The organism is Streptomyces sp. NPDC023527 (assembly GCF_055560115.1).
Genome location: NZ_JBVHJJ010000002.1, coordinates 540544 through 555281 on the forward strand (window position 1 = coordinate 540544; position 14738 = coordinate 555281).

15 protein-coding genes are annotated in these 14738 nt (G+C 71.2%); 8 read left to right on the forward strand and 7 right to left on the reverse strand.

From position 1 onward, the window contains the following. Positions 1-59 precede the first annotated feature (59 nt). Together ACZ303_RS05965 and ACZ303_RS05970 are read left to right on the forward strand one after the other, a co-directional pair. Positions 60-488, forward strand: a complete 429-nt coding sequence (locus ACZ303_RS05965) for an organic hydroperoxide resistance protein (RefSeq protein ID WP_467335455.1) — start codon at positions 60-62, stop codon at positions 486-488. Positions 489-573: 85 nt separating this feature from the next. Further along, complete coding sequence (locus tag ACZ303_RS05970) at positions 574-1359, forward strand: EI24 domain-containing protein (RefSeq protein WP_467335457.1); 786 nt, start codon at positions 574-576, stop codon at positions 1357-1359. On the opposite strand, the gene ACZ303_RS05975 is transcribed toward ACZ303_RS05970, so the two are convergent. Together ACZ303_RS05975 and ACZ303_RS05980 are read right to left on the reverse strand one after the other, a co-directional pair. After that, on the reverse strand, positions 1352-2077 hold the full coding sequence (locus ACZ303_RS05975; RefSeq protein WP_467335458.1) for a carbon-nitrogen hydrolase family protein: 726 nt from the start codon (positions 2075-2077) through the stop codon (positions 1352-1354). The genes ACZ303_RS05970 and ACZ303_RS05975 overlap by 8 nt on opposite strands. Positions 2078-2084: 7 nt before the next feature. Next, complete coding sequence (locus ACZ303_RS05980) at positions 2085-3401, reverse strand: pyroglutamyl peptidase (RefSeq protein WP_467335817.1); 1317 nt, start codon at positions 3399-3401, stop codon at positions 2085-2087. Positions 3402-3499: 98 nt separating this feature from the next. Between ACZ303_RS05980 and ACZ303_RS05985 the strand changes: the two genes are divergently transcribed. Then, entirely contained in the window at positions 3500-4258 is a 759-nt protein-coding gene (locus ACZ303_RS05985; protein WP_467335459.1) for an MgtC/SapB family protein, read from the forward strand. A gap of 55 nt (positions 4259-4313) precedes the next feature. Here ACZ303_RS05985 and ACZ303_RS05990 read toward each other — a convergent pair whose 3' ends face one another. Then, positions 4314-4712 carry a hypothetical protein gene (locus tag ACZ303_RS05990; protein WP_467335460.1) on the reverse strand — a complete coding sequence of 133 codons (399 nt, stop codon included), beginning with the start codon at positions 4710-4712 and terminating at the stop codon, positions 4314-4316. Positions 4713-5214: 502 nt separating this feature from the next. Between ACZ303_RS05990 and ACZ303_RS05995 the strand changes: the two genes are divergently transcribed. The 3 genes from ACZ303_RS05995 to ACZ303_RS06005 all read left to right on the forward strand — a co-directional run bounded on the left by ACZ303_RS05995 (position 5215) and on the right by ACZ303_RS06005 (position 8971). Beyond that, a complete protein-coding gene (locus ACZ303_RS05995) occupies positions 5215-5772 on the forward strand; it encodes an RICIN domain-containing protein (RefSeq protein ID WP_467335461.1) in 558 nt (185 codons plus the stop codon). Positions 5773-5839: 67 nt separating this feature from the next. Beyond that, positions 5840-6397, forward strand: coding sequence for a GNAT family N-acetyltransferase (locus ACZ303_RS06000; RefSeq protein WP_467335462.1), 558 nt, complete (start codon positions 5840-5842; stop codon positions 6395-6397). A 57-nt stretch (positions 6398-6454) separates the two neighbouring features. Next, entirely contained in the window at positions 6455-8971 is a 2517-nt protein-coding gene (locus ACZ303_RS06005) for a glycoside hydrolase family 3 protein (RefSeq protein ID WP_467335464.1), read from the forward strand. Between the two features lie 39 nt (positions 8972-9010). On the opposite strand, the gene ACZ303_RS06010 is transcribed toward ACZ303_RS06005, so the two are convergent. After that, a complete protein-coding gene (locus ACZ303_RS06010; RefSeq protein WP_467335465.1) occupies positions 9011-9922 on the reverse strand; it encodes an SGNH/GDSL hydrolase family protein in 912 nt (303 codons plus the stop codon). A gap of 325 nt (positions 9923-10247) precedes the next feature. Between ACZ303_RS06010 and ACZ303_RS06015 the strand changes: the two genes are divergently transcribed. Further along, positions 10248-10742, forward strand: coding sequence for a DUF3145 domain-containing protein (locus ACZ303_RS06015; RefSeq protein ID WP_467335466.1), 495 nt, complete (start codon positions 10248-10250; stop codon positions 10740-10742). Positions 10743-10887: 145 nt separating this feature from the next. Further along, entirely contained in the window at positions 10888-11769 is an 882-nt protein-coding gene (locus tag ACZ303_RS06020) for an NAD(P)-dependent oxidoreductase (protein WP_467335467.1), read from the forward strand. A gap of 18 nt (positions 11770-11787) precedes the next feature. On the opposite strand, the gene ACZ303_RS06025 is transcribed toward ACZ303_RS06020, so the two are convergent. From ACZ303_RS06025 to ACZ303_RS06035, 3 genes are all read right to left on the reverse strand, one after another. After that, positions 11788-12897 carry an alpha/beta hydrolase gene (locus tag ACZ303_RS06025; protein WP_467335468.1) on the reverse strand — a complete coding sequence of 370 codons (1110 nt, stop codon included), beginning with the start codon at positions 12895-12897 and terminating at the stop codon, positions 11788-11790. Positions 12898-13081: 184 nt separating this feature from the next. Beyond that, positions 13082-14341, reverse strand: a complete 1260-nt coding sequence (gene fabF / locus ACZ303_RS06030; RefSeq protein WP_467335469.1) for a beta-ketoacyl-ACP synthase II — start codon at positions 14339-14341, stop codon at positions 13082-13084. A gap of 80 nt (positions 14342-14421) precedes the next feature. Next, positions 14422-14670, reverse strand: a complete 249-nt coding sequence (locus tag ACZ303_RS06035) for an acyl carrier protein (RefSeq protein WP_467335470.1) — start codon at positions 14668-14670, stop codon at positions 14422-14424. Positions 14671-14738: the final 68 nt, after the last annotated feature.

Below are 14738 nucleotides of genomic sequence, written 5' to 3' on the forward strand. Positions count from 1 at the left end.
CCCGCCCGCCGCCCGTCACCAGTCCACTCCGTACCTCCTCGACACCCCAAGGAATTCGCATGTCGATACAGCCCATAGAGGTCCTCTACACCGCCGTCGCCACCGCCGAGAACGGCCGTGACGGCCGCGTCGCCAGCGACGACGGCAAGCTCGACGTCGTCGTCAACCCGCCGAAGGAGCTCGGCGGCAGCGGCGCCGGCACCAACCCCGAGCAGCTCTTCGCCGCCGGCTACAGCGCCTGCTTCCAGGGCGCCCTCGGTGTCGTCGCCCGCCAGGAGAAGGCCGACATCTCCGGCTCGACCGTGACGGCCGAGGTCGGCCTGGGCAAGCTTCCCAACGGCGGCTTCGGCCTCAAGGTCGCCCTCTCGGCGACCATCCCGAACGTCGACCAGGACACCGCCCTCTCCCTCGTCGAGAAGGCCCACCAGGTCTGCCCGTACTCCAACGCCACCCGCGGCAACATCGAGGTCACCCTCACCGTCAACTGACGGCGCCCCCAGGAGCGGGTCGCGGGGCCGCGCAGCGCGCGGACCCGCGACCGCACCCCGGCCGGCCGACGCTACCCTTCCAGCCATGCGAGATCTCATGGCGGGCATGACCTACCTGGCCAAAGGCCAACGCTGGGTGGGGCGGAACCGGCGGCAATGGGGCTTCGGACTGCTCCCCGGACTGCTCACCCTCGTCGGCTACGCCGCCGCCCTGGTCGCCCTCGTCATAGGCGCGGACGACGTCATCAAGTGGGCCACGCCCTTCGCCGACGACTGGGGCTCGCCCTGGCTCGGCATCTTCCGCGCCGTGCTGACCACGCTCCTCTTCGGCGGCGGCCTGCTGCTCGCCCTCATCTCCTTCACCGCCGTCACCCTGCTCGTCGGCCAGCCCTTCTACGAGGAACTGTCCGAACGGGTCGACCTCTCCGAGGGCGGTACCGCCCCCGAGTCCGGACTGCCGCTCTGGCGCGAACTGTGGATCTCCGCCCGCGAGAGCCTCGCCGTGCTGTGCCGCGTGGCCCTCTGGGGCGTCCTCCTCTTCGCGCTCGGCTTCGTACCCGTTGTCGGGCAGACCGTCATCCCCGCGATCGGCTTCTGCATCTCCGGCTTCTTCCTCACCGAGGAGCTCACCGCCGTCGCCCTCCAGCGCCGCGGCGTCCCGCTGCGCGAGCGGCTGCGGATGCTGCGCTCCCGCAAGCTGCTCGCACTGGGCTTCGGCGTGCCGCTCACCCTGCTCTTCCTGGTGCCGTTCGTCGCGGTGCTCGTCATGCCCGGAGCCGTCGCGGGCGCGACGCTGCTCGTACGGGACCTGACGGGCGAGGCGGAGCCCGACCGGCAGCCCGCGGAGGACGGCGGGGCCACCGTCAGCTGACGACGCCGGCCGGCGTCAGCCCGGCCTCCGCCTCCGCGCCTTCCGCCAGGACCGCGCCGTCCGGCCCCCATATCGCGCTCAGACCACAGGCGTCGTACGGGCCGGACGGCCCCACATGGTTGGCGAGCAGCACATGCAGCCCGTGGTCCTTCGCCAGCGCCGGGAAGATCGCCATGCGCTCCGCCGCGCCGCCGCCCCGCCCGTAGAGCGAGCTCGCCAGCAGCACCCGGCAGCCGTCGGCGGCGGCCCGCGCCGTGAGCTCCGGGAAGTGCGCGTCGAAGCAGATGGCGAGCCCGAAGCGGACGCCGTCGAGGGTGAACCGGCCGTCCTCCGTGCCCGCCACGAACCCGGCGGCCAGCTCCGTCTCCGTCACGTGCCGCTTGTCGTAGCGCGTGAGCAGGGCGCCGTCCGGCCCGTACACGTAAGAGCTGATCGCCGGCCCCGCCTCCGTACGCCCCGCGCAGTTGACCACCGCCGCGACGCCCGCCGCCCGGCAGGCGTCCCGGACGGGCGCCAGCCGGGGGTCGTCGGGGGCGGTGGTCAGGCGGTCCTGGTCGGCGACGACCGCGTCGAGCTCATAGCCCGTGAGGGCGAGCTCGGCGAAGACGACGAGCGAGACGCCCCGCTCGCCGGCCTCGGTGACGAACCCGGCCATGCGGGCGGCGTTGGCCTCCACGTCGCACGGCCGGGCGGTGAACTGCGCTGCTGAGATGATCATGCGGCCATCATGACCGCCGACCGCTCTCCACGGCCACCGCGATGACCGACCGCACCTGCGCGGTGATCGCCAGCCGGTTCCGTACGAACTCCGGGTCGCTGACCCCGCCCGTCGCCGGATCGGCGTTGCCGGCGCCGAACTCCAGCACCGGCGTGTGCAGATGACCGCCCGGCACCGGCGCGCGCACCGCGTCCCGCAGGAGCGTCGCGCGGTAGGCGATCTCATTGGAGAGGTAGTCGCCCCCGCCGCCCTCACGGGCCGTCGAACCGGGCGTCGGCCCGTCCGCCCGGTCCACGGGCTCCGTGCCACCCGCCGGGATCTCGGTGACGGCCGTGTTGTCGCGGACGGGATACGGGCCCGTCCGCGCGGAGGTGATCGCGGTGTACGGGAGGGTGGTCGACGTCCACTGCGGCTGCGGGTGGACGGTGGGGACACCGGGCGGCACGGGCACGGTCGCCGTGCGGGAGACCCGCGCGTTGTCCGGGTAGCCGCCGCGCCAGGCGCCATTGGTGCGCTCGACGTCGAAACGGCCCGGGCGCCCCTGGCTGATGGTGGTGAAGAGATCGACGCGGCGCGGCCCGGGACGGAAGTGCGGCAGCAGCGTCCGCTCCACGGTCCCCTCCGCGAAGTCGTCCCAGCGCACGGGGAACACGGCGGCCTCCACGCGCGCCGGCCCGGCGGGCGTCTCGACGGTCGTACCGTCGAGCGCGAGCGCGGCCGCGCCGGACGGGTTCGACCGCCGGGCGTCGGCGTCGAGCTGGAACGGATCGAAGCCGGTGATCAGCACCCGCTTCACCCGCTGCCCGGCGGGCAGCTCGATGGTGTCCTGGCCGCGCGAGGACCGCTCGACCGCCGCGATCAGCGCGGCCCGCTGCCTTTCGGACAGGCCGAATTCGGGCTTCCACTCCCGTACCGCACGCGTCATGCCCAGCCGCGCCCAGTACAGCGGACGGTCGTCGTCCCGGCTCAGGTCCCCGCCGTCGGGCCCCCGGCCCTGCGCCCGGTCCACGGCCCGCCGCCACAGCCGCCGCCCCTCGGCGGCGGCCAGCCGCTCGGCCTGCGGCACGGTCCGCGTACGGGCCAGGGCACCGGCGAAACCGGGGGCGACGTCGTCGAAACCGCTGCGCCGCAGGATCTCGCCGGGTACGGGGCCGGAGAGGCGCTGCTCCTCGACGGTGGGGTCGGTGGGCGCACCGGCGGACTTCCCGGCGGTGGGCGGGGTGGCCGACGCGGCGGGGCCGGCCCAGGCGGGCGCGGGGAACAGGGCGGCGCCCGCGAGAAGCGATGCGCCGAAGGATATCCAGAATCTTTCAGCCGGTTTCATGAGTCTCATGAGCCGGAAGGAAACCACTGTGCGGGCATGGGCGGTAGGGGGCCGCCAACTGCCCTTGCTGACAGTAGATTTCAGGCCACAATTGGCGCATGCGAATAGCCGAGTACGTCGCCGCCCCACTGTTCGATCCGGGGAGCGGCCAAGGAGCCCGTCAGTTCGCCGAGTTGGCCATAGCGTTGCTGCTCTCCTCGCTGGTCGGCCTGGAACGCGAGTTGCAGCAGAAGAGCGCCGGATTGCGTACGCACACCCTGGTGGGCGTGGGCAGCGCACTGTTCATGGAGGTCTCGATCCACGGCTTCCACGCGGTGGGCGGCCTGGCCGACGCCCAGCAGGACCCCTCCCGGGTGGCCGCGCAGATCGTCTCCGGCATCGGTTTCATCGGCGGCGGCCTCATCTTCGTACGCCGCGACGCGGTCCGCGGCCTGACGACCGCGGCCACGATCTGGCTGACCTGCGCGGTCGGCATGGCGTGCGGCGGCGGCCTGCCCCTGCTGGGCGCGGCCGCGACACTCGTCCACTTCCTGGTCGTCCGCGGCTTCCCCATCATCACCCGGCGCATGGCCATGGTGCCCGGCGACCGCGTCGAACTGCGCCTGTCCTACCGGACCCGCAGGGGCCTGCTGGGCCGCGTCCTGGAACTGTGCACGAAGCGCGGCTTCCGTGTCACGGACGTCCACATCGAACCGGACCCCGCACCGGAGACCCGCGAGAAGGGCCGGTGCAAGGAGGCGGGCGTCGTCCTGAGCCTGGAGGGAAAAGGCCCGGCGTATCCCCTGGTCGAGGAGCTGACGGACTGGGACGGCATCGTGACGGTCGGGTTGAGGTCGCCGCAGGACAGCGCGGAGTAGGGCGGGGGCGGGGCCTGATGCCAGGTGGCATCAGGCCCAAGGGTGCTGCGGACGATCAGCAGGCGTCGATGTACCAGACAGGGGCCCAGTTGCCGTGCGCGTCCGAGGAGGGCGCGCCCGGGGTGGTGTAGATGACGACCCGCTGCTTGTTGAGCATCTTCGCCTTGGTGCCCGCGGACTGGTTGTTGTACCAGGAGCCGCCGCTGTTCAGGCCGTTCGGGATCTCCTGGACGTAGCAGTCCTTGAACTTGAACGCCAAGCGCTTGAAGTTGGCTTCCCAGTAGCCGCAGAAGTAGTACTTCGGACAGTCGGCCGGAGCCGCCGTCGCGGCGGGCTCGGCCGAGGTCTGCGCGGATGCGGTGGTCACGGTGCCGACGGACGTGGTCAAGGCGATGAACACGCCTGCCGCGAGGGCGGTGCGCCGCATGCGGGTGTGCTGGGGTGAACGCGCCATGGCTGTCGCTGGCCTTTCTCCTTGGGTCGGAGCGGCGGACGACCGCGTGCCGCCGCCGTTCCGGAACGAGGTATGCCGGTCTGCCGTCGATCACGCAGGAGGATAGGGGTGGGGTGTGTCGGTGGGACAGCTGACTTACGGCCACATGTGACGTCTGGTGGGTGGTGGGGCGGCTATGGCCGGTGGGGCAGTGAATTCGGCTCTGCCGGGTGCGGCTTTGCGCCGCAGGCGCGAGACGAAAGGGATGGGCGGCAGAGCCGAATTCTCCTGCCCCACCGGAGCGTTGCCACTGCTCAGCAGCGTCAAGGCCGGCAGAGCCGATCACCTCCTCTGACCCCTACCGCCGCGGGCACGGCCCCGTCCAGCCGTACGGAGACCTCTTCCCGCCAACTTCACGCACAGCCACGCACCCCATCTGTACTCCCACGCGCCCCGCGTAATAACGTGCGCCCCGCAACGAACCGCAACGCGCAGCGAACCGTCAGCGACGAGAAGAGGACACATGAAGTCGCGCTTCCGCATGCCCGGAATCCTCGCCGCCGCGACCACACTGTTGCTCGGTCTCACAGGAGTGACCGGCGCGTCCGCCATGAGCGCCCCCTCCGGGGACACAGCCGCCAAGCGCACCCTCGGCCTCTTCAACTGGATCCAGAACGCCAACAGCGGCCAATGCCTCGCCGTCCCCGGTGGCAGCACGCAGCCCGGCACCGGGCTGATCCAGTGGCCCTGCGGGAAGTGGAACGACCACTACTGGCGCATCGAGCCCGCCGGCAACGACTCCTACCACGTAGTGAGCGGCAACGGCGGGCAGTGCCTGGCACTCCCGGGCGGTAGCAAGGAGGCCGGTACGCAGGTCATCCAGTGGCCCTGCGGCGACTGGAACGATCACTACTGGAACGTCGAGTACACCAACCTCGGCATGCGGCTGAAGAACCGCAACAGCGGCCAGTGTCTGGCCGTCGCCGGTGGGAGCAAGGTGCAGGGCGAGAGGGTCATCCAGTGGCCCTGCGGGAATTTCCCGGACCACTCCTGGAACTATGTGAGCCCTCCTCCGGCCTGAACGCCGGAAGCGCAGATGGCCGTGCGAGGATCCAGGGATCGAGCACGGCCACTGTGGAGGACGGGAAATGTTCGCGATATCGCTGGGTGACGGAGCCGAGCTGCGGCCGCTGGAGCCGTGGCAGGCCGAGGAGTTCCTCGCCCACATGGACCGCGGCCGCGAGTACATCGGCCAGTACGTGGGGCTCCCCGACGTCGCGGCCGATCTCGACTCCGCGCGGCGCTGGCTCCAGTCGTACGCCGACAAGGCCGCCGCCGACACCGGCCGGCTCTACGGCATCTGGCTGGACGGGCTCCTCGTCGGCGGCGTCCTCTTCAGGGTCTTCGACGCGGCCGAGGGAAACTGCGAGGCCGGTTGCTGGCTGGAGCCGACGGCCGCCGGACGGGGTCTGGTCACCCGCGCGGTACGCGTGATCGTCGACTGGGCGGTCGAGGTACGCGGAATGCACCGGGTGGAGTGGCTGGTGGCCTCCGAGAACACTCCGAGCATCAACGTGGCCAAGCGCCTCGGCATGAGCCGCGACGGAGTCATGCGCGAGAACAGCCTTTACCGGGGCGTACGGCAGGACACGGAGATCTGGTCGGTCCTCGCACCCGAGTGGCGTTCCGCGCGCGACAGCCGATAGCGGCCTTCGCCCTGGGCAAGGCCACCGCCCAAACGGCGTCCGCCCAAGGAGGACCGCATGCCGAGCACGCCGGACGGCAACCGCTCCCGCCACCGTGCCGTCGAGACCGCCCTCGCAGCCCTCGACCTCGACACCAAGGCCCGGCTGCTGTCCGGCCAGGACATGTGGTCCCTCCCCGCCTTACCCGCCATCGGGCTACGGTCGATCGTCATGTCCGACGGGCCCGTCGGCGTCCGAGGCACCCGCTGGACCCCCGACGACCCGTCCCTCACCCTCCCCAGCCCCACGGCCCTCGCCGCCACCTGGGACCCCGCGCTCGCCCGGCGCGCGGGGTGGGTTCTCGCGCAGGAGGCGCGCCGCAAGGGCGTGCACGTGCTGCTCGCGCCCACGGTCAACCTCCACCGGTCGCCGCTCGGCGGGCGGCACTTCGAGGCGTACAGCGAGGACCCGTACCTCACGGGGCGCATCGGCAGCGCGTACGTAGAGGGCGTCCAGGACGGCGGGGTCGCCGCGACCGTGAAGCACTTCGTCGGCAACGACGCCGAGACCGACCGTTTCACCGTCGACAACGCCATCCCCGAACGCGCCCTCCGCGAGCTCTACCTGGCCCCCTTCGAGGCCATCGTCGAGAGCGGCCGGCCCTGGGCCGTCATGGCCGCCTACAACCAGGTCAACGGCGTCACCATGACCGAGCACGACCGCCTGCTCAACGGCGTCCTGCGCGCCGAGTGGGGCTTCGACGGCGTCGTCGTCTCCGACTGGCTCGCCGCCCGTGACACCGCCCGCGCCCTCCTCGGCGGCCTGGACATCGCGATGCCGGGGCCGCGCGGCGTCTACGGGGCCGCCCTCGCGGAAGCCGTCAGAAGGGGTGGCGTTCCCGAGGCCGCCGTCGACGCCGCCGTGCGCAGGGTCCTGCTGCTCGCCGCACGGGTCGGCGCGCTCGACGGAACCCCGCCCGTCGTGGAGCGGGTGCCGCCGCACGTCGACGGCGAGGCCCTCGCCCGTGAGATCGCCGTGCGGTCCTTCACGCTCGTACGGAACGTCGACAGCGCCCTTCCCCTCGACCCCGCCCGCCTCACCCGCCTCGCCCTCCTCGGCGGTGCCGCCCGGGACGCCCGTATCCTCGGCGGCGGCTCCGCGCAGGTGTTTCCCGCCCGGGTGATCTCACCGCTCGACGGGCTACGGGCCGCCCTCCCCGAGGACGTCCTCACCTACGCCGTCGGCGCCGACCCCACCGCGGAACTCGTTCCCGCCCGTACCGGCTTCACGCTCCGCGCCGTCTGCCGGGACGCCGCGGGCCGCACGCTCGGCGGCGAGCAGCCCATGCCCGGCGGCTCCGTCCAGTGGGTCGGCGACTTTCCCGACGGTGTCGACCACGCCGCCCTGCACACCGTCGAGATCACCGGCACCTTCACTCCCCGCGAGAGCGGGCCGCACGCCTTCGGGACGCAGGGCGTGGGAGGGTTCCGGCTGGTCGTGGACGGGCGGGTCCTCTTCGTCGGCGAGCAGGCCCCCGACCACGCCGACCCCTTCGAGGCGTTCCTCGGCTCGCCCGTCGCGCGCGGCACCGTCGCCCTCGACGCGGGCAGGCCCGTCACCGTCAGCCTCACCCACACCCTGCCGAAACCCACCGACTTGCCCATCGACGCCGTCGCCTTCTCCCTCCTGCACCGCGAACCCGAGCGCGACCCCGGCGAACTGATCGAGGAGGCCGTGGGCGTCGCCGCCTCCTGCGAGGCCGCCGTCGTGGTTGTCGCCACCACCGAGCGCGTCGAGAGCGAGGGCTTCGACCGCACCACCCTGGCCCTGCCCGGCCGTCAGGACGAGCTCGTCGCCCGTGTGGCCGCCGTGAACCCGCGCACCGTGGTCGTCGTGAATTCCGGTGGCCCGGTGGAGATGCCGTGGCGCCGGGATGTGGCCGCCGTGCTGCTCGGCTGGTTCCCGGGGCAGGAGGCGGGGGCCGCGCTCGCGGACGTGCTGCTCGGGGTGGCCGAACCCGGCGGACGGCTCCCTACCACCTGGCCGGCCCGTCTCGCGGATGCCCCGGTGACGAAAGTTGACCCACGTGAGGGTGAACTTGCTTATGAGGAAGGTGTGTTCATCGGATACCGTGCCTGGGAGAAGGCGCGGGCGGTCCCGGCTTACGCCTTTGGCCATGGCTTGGGCTACACCGACTGGTCGTACGAGGCACTGGACATCCGGAGCGAGGGTACTGATGTTCGGGCCACGGTCCGCGTCCGCAACACCGGGGCGCGGTTCGGCCGCGAGGTGGTCCAGCTCTATCTCGCCGCTCCTCACGGCGGCGGGATCGAGCGTCCGGCCCGTCGGCTGGCCGGTTTCGCCTCCGTGGAGGCGGAGCCGGGCGAGACGGCCGAGGCGGTCATCGCCTTGGACCCCCGCGCCTTCGCCGTATGGGACGAGTCCGCCGCCTCCTGGCGGGGCGTCCCGGGTACGTACACCGCCGAGGTCGGCCGCCGCATAGCCGACGGCCGGCTGACCGCGCCCGTACGACTCGACGCGGCGGCGGTCCGGGAGCCGGCGACGGACCCACGAGACCGGGGCGGGGCCACCTGACAGGCCCCGCCCCTCCCTCGTCCTTACCGCTGCCGCCGCTCAGGCGGCGGACGGCCGCGCGGCAGTGATCTCCCGGTAGGCCATCTCGGCGAGGTCCCGCTGGCCGGTCTTGCTGGGGTGGAACCAGTCCCACTTGCTCAGCTGCTCGCCGGTGAAGCCGAAGGAGTTGACCGAGGCGTCGTAGCGGCAGAGCTTGTCCCGCCGACAGACGTCCTTCAGTACGGCGTTGTACTCCCCGACCCGCTTGTCGACCTGCGCGCGCCGGTCCTCGGAGGCCGCGTCCACGGCGTCGGAGTCACGGAGCATGGACGGGCAGATGCCCATCTTCCAGACCGTCTTGGCGTAGCTGTTCGTCCGTCCCTGCGACCACAGCCGCTTCAGGTCCGGGATGCCGGCCACGTAGATCTGGGACTTGGGCAGGGACGTGCGCAGTTCCTTGACGGACGTCTCGAAGTCCGTACGGAAGCGGTCGACCGGGGTCATGTGCGCCACGTCCGTGCGGCACGCGTCGTTGGCGCCGAGCAGGACGGTGACCAACTGCGGCTTGTGGGCGATCGCCGAGCGCATCTGGTCCGGGAGGTCCGCCATCCGGGCGCCGGTCCGGGCGTAGTTCCAGCTGCTGGTCTGGGGGGAGGCCAGCAGTCGGCGGGCGAGGCTGTCGACCTTGGTGCCGGTGGCCCAGGAGACCTCGGGGCAGTCGGCGAGGACCGAGCAGGCGTCGAAGCCGCGGGTGATGGAGTCGCCGAGGGAGGCGATCGAGGCCGGGCGGGGGTTCCACGCGGGGGTGGGGGAGGGTGAGGGGGCGACGGCGCCGTGGCTGGGTTTCGCGGCCGTGGCACCGCTTCCGCTGTTGTCACAGCCCGTCACGAACAGGGCCGCCGAAGCCGCCGTGGCCAGGGCCACGGCGACCCGGACGGCCCCGCGAACCGTGTGTTGTGCGTTGCCCCGCATCGAATTCCCCCATCCGGCCGGGTGATATCTGTTCGGGTCCGACGGTACGTCACCGGAGGGGTGCCGCCGCACGGTAGCTTTTTCTCCGGGTCGGTCGGGTCGGGCCCGCAACGGTTCGCACTCCGGCACTGCCGAAGAAAAGACAACACGTCACATCCTGTCCCTTTTCAGGAGATTTGCTCCCGATGGTGTTTACTGTTGGTAACCTCGCGAGCTGGTGCGGGCGTGGCCATTGGGGCAGAATGTCTACTGCTGTCCCAGGCGGGACCGGTACAGGTGCGAGGCCGCTGGGGAAGGCGAACCTCGAACCGCACTGGAGGTCCCGGTGACGACACGTGGAGTTCTCTACGTGCACTCCGCGCCGCGCGCGCTGTGCCCGCACGTCGAATGGGCCGTCGCGGGCGTGCTCGGTGTGCGCGTCACGCTCGACTGGATCCGACAACCCGCCTCGCCCGGCACGTGGCGTGCGGAATTCTCCTGGCAGGGCGAGCCCGGCACGGCGTCCAAGCTCGCGTCCGCGCTGCGCGGGTGGCACTTGCTGCGCTTCGAGGTCACGGCCGAGCCGTGCTCCACGGCGGAGGGCGAGCGGTACAGCTCCACGCCCGAGCTGGGGATCTTCCACGCGGTGACCGGCATCCACGGGGACATCCTCATTCCGGAGGACCGGCTTCGGGCGGCGCTGGCGCGGGCGGGGCGGGGGGAGACGGTGCTGGAGGCCGAGCTCGCCAAGCTGCTGGGCAAGCCTTGGGATGACGAGCTGGAGCCGTTTCGCTATGCGGGTGAGGGTGCGCCTGTTCGTTGGCTGCATCAGGTGGTGTGAGGGCGCGGTATGTGTCGGGGCTCCGCCCCGGGCCCCGGTCCTCAAGCTCCCCCAGCTACCGCTGGGAGGTGCCCCCAGACGGGCTGCATTCGGCTCCCCGGCGCGCTCTTGCGTTGAAGTGCGCTCCAGTGTCTAGCGTCGGACCATGTCCGAACACACTCCCTCGGTAGCCGTCCTCGGCACCGGCATCATGGGCTTCCCCATGGCCCGTAATCTCGCTCGTGCCGGGCTGGACGTACGGGCCTGGAACCGCAGTCGTGAGAAGGCCGAGCCGCTCGCCGGTGACGGTGTGCGGGTCGCCGACAGCCCCGCCGACGCCGTCGAGGGCGCCGATGTCGTGCTCACCATGCTGTACGACGGGCCCGCCGCCCTGGACGTGATGCGGGACGCCCTGCCGGGGCTGCGGGCCGGGACCGTCTGGGTGCAGTCGACCACCGCGGGGCTCGACGGGTTCGACGATCTCGCCGACTTCGCCCGCGAGCACGACCTCGTACTCGTCGACGCGCCCGTGCTGGGGACGAAGCAGCCGGCCGAGGAGGGGAAGCTCACCGTCCTCGCCGCCGGGCCCGAAGGGGTGCGCGCCACTCTCACGCCCGTGTTCGACGCGATCGGCGGGCGTACGGTCTGGGTGGCCTACGAGGCGGCCGGTGGGGCCGCCACCCGGCTCAAGCTCGTCATCAACAGCTGGGTGCTCACCGTCACCCACGGCACCGCCGAGGCGCTCGCGCTCGCCAAGGGGCTCGGCGTGGACCCGGCCGGGTTCCTGGACGCCGTCGAGGGCGGACCGCTGGACATGGGCTATCTGCGGGCCAAGGCGGGGCTCATCCTCGGCGGCGACTTCAGCCCGCCGAGCTTCGCCACCGCCACGGCCGAGAAGGACGCCCGGCTGATCGTCGCGGCGGGGGAGCGGGCCGGGGTGCGCCTGGACGTGGCGGCCGCGGGCGCCGAGCGCTTCCGCCGGGCCGCCGAGCGCGGCCACGGGCGGGAGGACATGGCCGCCTCGTACTTCGCCAGCTTCGACGACTGAGCGAGGGGCCCCGGTCGCTCAGGACGCCGGTACCGGGTCCGACAACTGCTCGCTGATGAACTGGATCGGGCCCTGGCCCATGCTCGGGACGTACGTGGCGGCGTCGTGCTTGCCGCCCGGTATCTCCTTGACCATGGTGTGCACGGGGCCGTTCCCGTACTGCGCCACGAAGTTCTTGACCCCGCTGATGGTGATGGGGTCCTCCCGCGTGCCGTACTGGAAGGCGATGTAGACGTCGGGGCCCTTGCGGGCGATCAGGTCCTTGGCCAGCAGCTTGGGGTCGTTCTCGTCCCGCTCCTTGTCGTGGCCCTTCCACAGCGGGGAGTCGGGGAAGAAGTCCGGGCCGGAGGCTATCGCGGCCTTGAACTTGTCCGGGTGCTTCAGGACGGCCTTCATGCCGGCGAAGCCGCCGGAGGAGGAGCCCATGAACGCCCAGCCGTCGCGCGACTTGATCGTGCGGAAGTTGGCCTTCATCAGGTCCGGGACGTCCTCGGTGAGCCAGGTGCCCATCTTCGGCTGGTTCGGTATGTCGCTGCCGTCCCAGTAGGTGCCGTTGTTCTTGGGGTTCAGGATCGGCATGGCCAGCAGGAACGGCTTGCTCTTGCCCTCGGCGTACCACTTGGAGATGGACGACTGGAGCTTGAGGTTGGTGCCCATCCAGTAGTTGTTCGGGAAACCGGGGCCACCGGGCAGTGCGATCAGGACCGGGAAGCCGTGCTTGTCGAACTTCGGGTCCTTGTACTCCTTGGGCGCCCAGACCCACACCTTGCCCGTGAAGCCGGACTTCTTGCCCTCCAGCGTGGTGACGGCGATGTGCGTGCCGTCGCCGAGGGTTTCGGAGTTCTTGAAGTCGGCGGCGGGCCCGGTCGGCATCAGGACCTTGGAGTCCGGGGCCGGTGCGCCGTTCGCCCCGCCGGCCTGACCGCCGCCGCTGCCGGCCGCCTGGTCCTGGCCGAAGCTGACGGGCGCCCCCTTGTCGGAGAACGGGCCGATCTTGAGGTAGTTGAGCACGCCGGCGGTTATCAGCCCGAGCACGGCTATGGACGCCACCACGATGGTCCATCGTTTCGCGCGGCGTGCACGGAGGTGCCCCTGGGACTGGTAGGTCCCGTTGTTCGCTTGCGTCATCACGTCGCTCCGGACATTCCTGCTACTGCCCCGAAGGACATGACCGTCTGTTTCCGCCCTTGTGGAGGGGCAAAGCGTTCCAGGGGTTCCGTCCCCTGGCTATGATCTGCGCCGCTCACGCAAAAGCGTCGGCCTTCACGACCCGCTCGGGATCGTGAAGGCCGACGTCCGCGCGAAAGCGGGATCAGACCGAACGGAAGGCGAGCACCACGTTGTGGCCGCCGAATCCGAAGGAGTTGTTGATCGCGGCGATGGAGCCCTCGGGGAGCGGACGGGCCTCGCGCACGATGTCCGCGTCGATGTCCTCGTCCAGCTCGTCGACGTTGATCGTCGGAGGAGCCATCCGGTGGTACAGGGCGAGGACGGTCGCGACCGTCTCGATGCCTCCGGCGCCGCCCAGCAGGTGACCGGTCATCGACTTGGTCGCGGAGACCGCGACGTGGTCGAGGTCGTCGCCGAGGATCTGGCGCAGCGCCTTGATCTCGGCCGCGTCGCCCTGCGGGGTGGAGGTGGCGTGCGCGTTGAGGTGCACGACCTCCGACGGCTTGAGGTCGGTGGAGTCCAGGAGGTTCCGCAGGGCGGCGGCGATGCCGCGGCCGGTCGGCTCCGGCTGCGCGATGTGGTGGCTGTCCGCGGACAGACCCTGGCCCAGCACCTCGCAGTAGACCCGGGCACCGCGCGCGGCGGCGTGCTCGGCCGACTCCAGGATGACGACGCCGGCGCCCTCACCGAGGACGAAACCGTCCCGGTCCTTGTCGTACGGGCGGGACGCCTTCTCCGGCTGGTCGTTGTTCTTCGACATCGCCATCATGTTGGCGAAGGCCACGATGGGCAGCGGGTGGATGGCCGCCTCGGTACCGCCGGCGACGACCACATCGGCACGGCCGGTGCGGATCATCTCGACGGCGTAGCCGATCGCCTCGGCGCCGGACGCGCAGGCGCTGACCGGGGTGTGCACACCCGCCTGGGCGCCCACCTCCAGGCCGACGTTGGCGGACGGGCTGTTGGGCATCAGCATCGGCACGGTGTGCGGGGAGACACGGCGTACGCCCTTGTCCTTGAGCACGTCGTACTGGTCGAGCAGGGTGGTCACGCCGCCGATGCCGGAGGCGATGACCGTGCCGAGGCGCTCGGGCGTGATGGCGGGGTCCTCGCCCGCCTTGGCGGTGTAGCCCGCGTCGGCCCACGCCTCACGGGCCGCGATCAGCGCGAGCTGCGCCGACCGGTCCAGCTTGCGGGTGAGCGGACGGGGAAGTACGTCTTCGGGGTCCACGGCCGCGCGAGCGGCGATACGGACCGGCAGCTCGGCGAAGCGCTCGCCCTCCAGGGGCTTGACGCCGGAACGGCCGGCGAGCATGCCTTCCCAGGTCGAAGCGCTGTCGCCACCCAGCGGTGTGGTTGCGCCGATACCGGTGACGACCACGGTGCGATTGGTCGGGTTCACAGGGATTCTGTCTCCACGATTAGAGGTGCTGGAACCGCCACCGCTGGGGTGGCGACAAACGCTCAGATCAGGCGCTCGGATCAGGCCTGGTGCTTGAGGATGTAGTCGGCGGCGTCGCCCACCGTCTTCAGGTTCTTGACGTCCTCGTCCGGGATCTTGACCTCGAAGCGCTCTTCGGCGGCGACGACGACCTCGACCATGGACAGCGAGTCGACGTCGAGGTCGTCGGTGAAGGACTTGTCCAGCTGGACGTCCTCGACGGGGATACCGGCGATCTCGTTGACGATCTCGGCGAGACCCTCGAGGATCTCCTGCGCGGTGGCGGCCATAGCGGCGCTCCTTCGTTCTGTGCGGTGGAACTGCGTGGTATGGAAACAGTTGGTGCGACGGGTCCCGC

Bases quoted from the DNA above. Each gene is read 5' to 3' on its own strand.
- ACZ303_RS05990 (WP_467335460.1), bottom strand. From the start codon at position 4,712: ATGGCGCGTTCACCCCAGCACACCCGCATGCGGCGCACCGCCCTCGCG.
- ACZ303_RS06035 (WP_467335470.1), bottom strand. From the start codon at position 14,670: ATGGCCGCCACCGCGCAGGAGATCCTCGAGGGTCTCGCCGAGATCGTC.
- ACZ303_RS05995 (WP_467335461.1), top strand. From the start codon at position 5,215: ATGAAGTCGCGCTTCCGCATGCCCGGAATCCTCGCCGCCGCGACCACA.
- ACZ303_RS05965 (WP_467335455.1), top strand. From the start codon at position 60: ATGTCGATACAGCCCATAGAGGTCCTCTACACCGCCGTCGCCACCGCC.
- ACZ303_RS05970 (WP_467335457.1), top strand. From the start codon at position 574: ATGCGAGATCTCATGGCGGGCATGACCTACCTGGCCAAAGGCCAACGC.
- ACZ303_RS06000 (WP_467335462.1), top strand. From the start codon at position 5,840: ATGTTCGCGATATCGCTGGGTGACGGAGCCGAGCTGCGGCCGCTGGAG.
- ACZ303_RS06025 (WP_467335468.1), bottom strand. From the start codon at position 12,897: ATGACGCAAGCGAACAACGGGACCTACCAGTCCCAGGGGCACCTCCGT.
- ACZ303_RS05985 (WP_467335459.1), top strand. From the start codon at position 3,500: ATGCGAATAGCCGAGTACGTCGCCGCCCCACTGTTCGATCCGGGGAGC.
- ACZ303_RS06010 (WP_467335465.1), bottom strand. From the start codon at position 9,922: ATGCGGGGCAACGCACAACACACGGTTCGCGGGGCCGTCCGGGTCGCC.
- ACZ303_RS05980 (WP_467335817.1), bottom strand. From the start codon at position 3,401: ATGAAACCGGCTGAAAGATTCTGGATATCCTTCGGCGCATCGCTTCTC.
- ACZ303_RS06005 (WP_467335464.1), top strand. From the start codon at position 6,455: ATGCCGAGCACGCCGGACGGCAACCGCTCCCGCCACCGTGCCGTCGAG.
- ACZ303_RS05975 (WP_467335458.1), bottom strand. From the start codon at position 2,077: ATGATCATCTCAGCAGCGCAGTTCACCGCCCGGCCGTGCGACGTGGAG.
- ACZ303_RS06020 (WP_467335467.1), top strand. From the start codon at position 10,888: ATGTCCGAACACACTCCCTCGGTAGCCGTCCTCGGCACCGGCATCATG.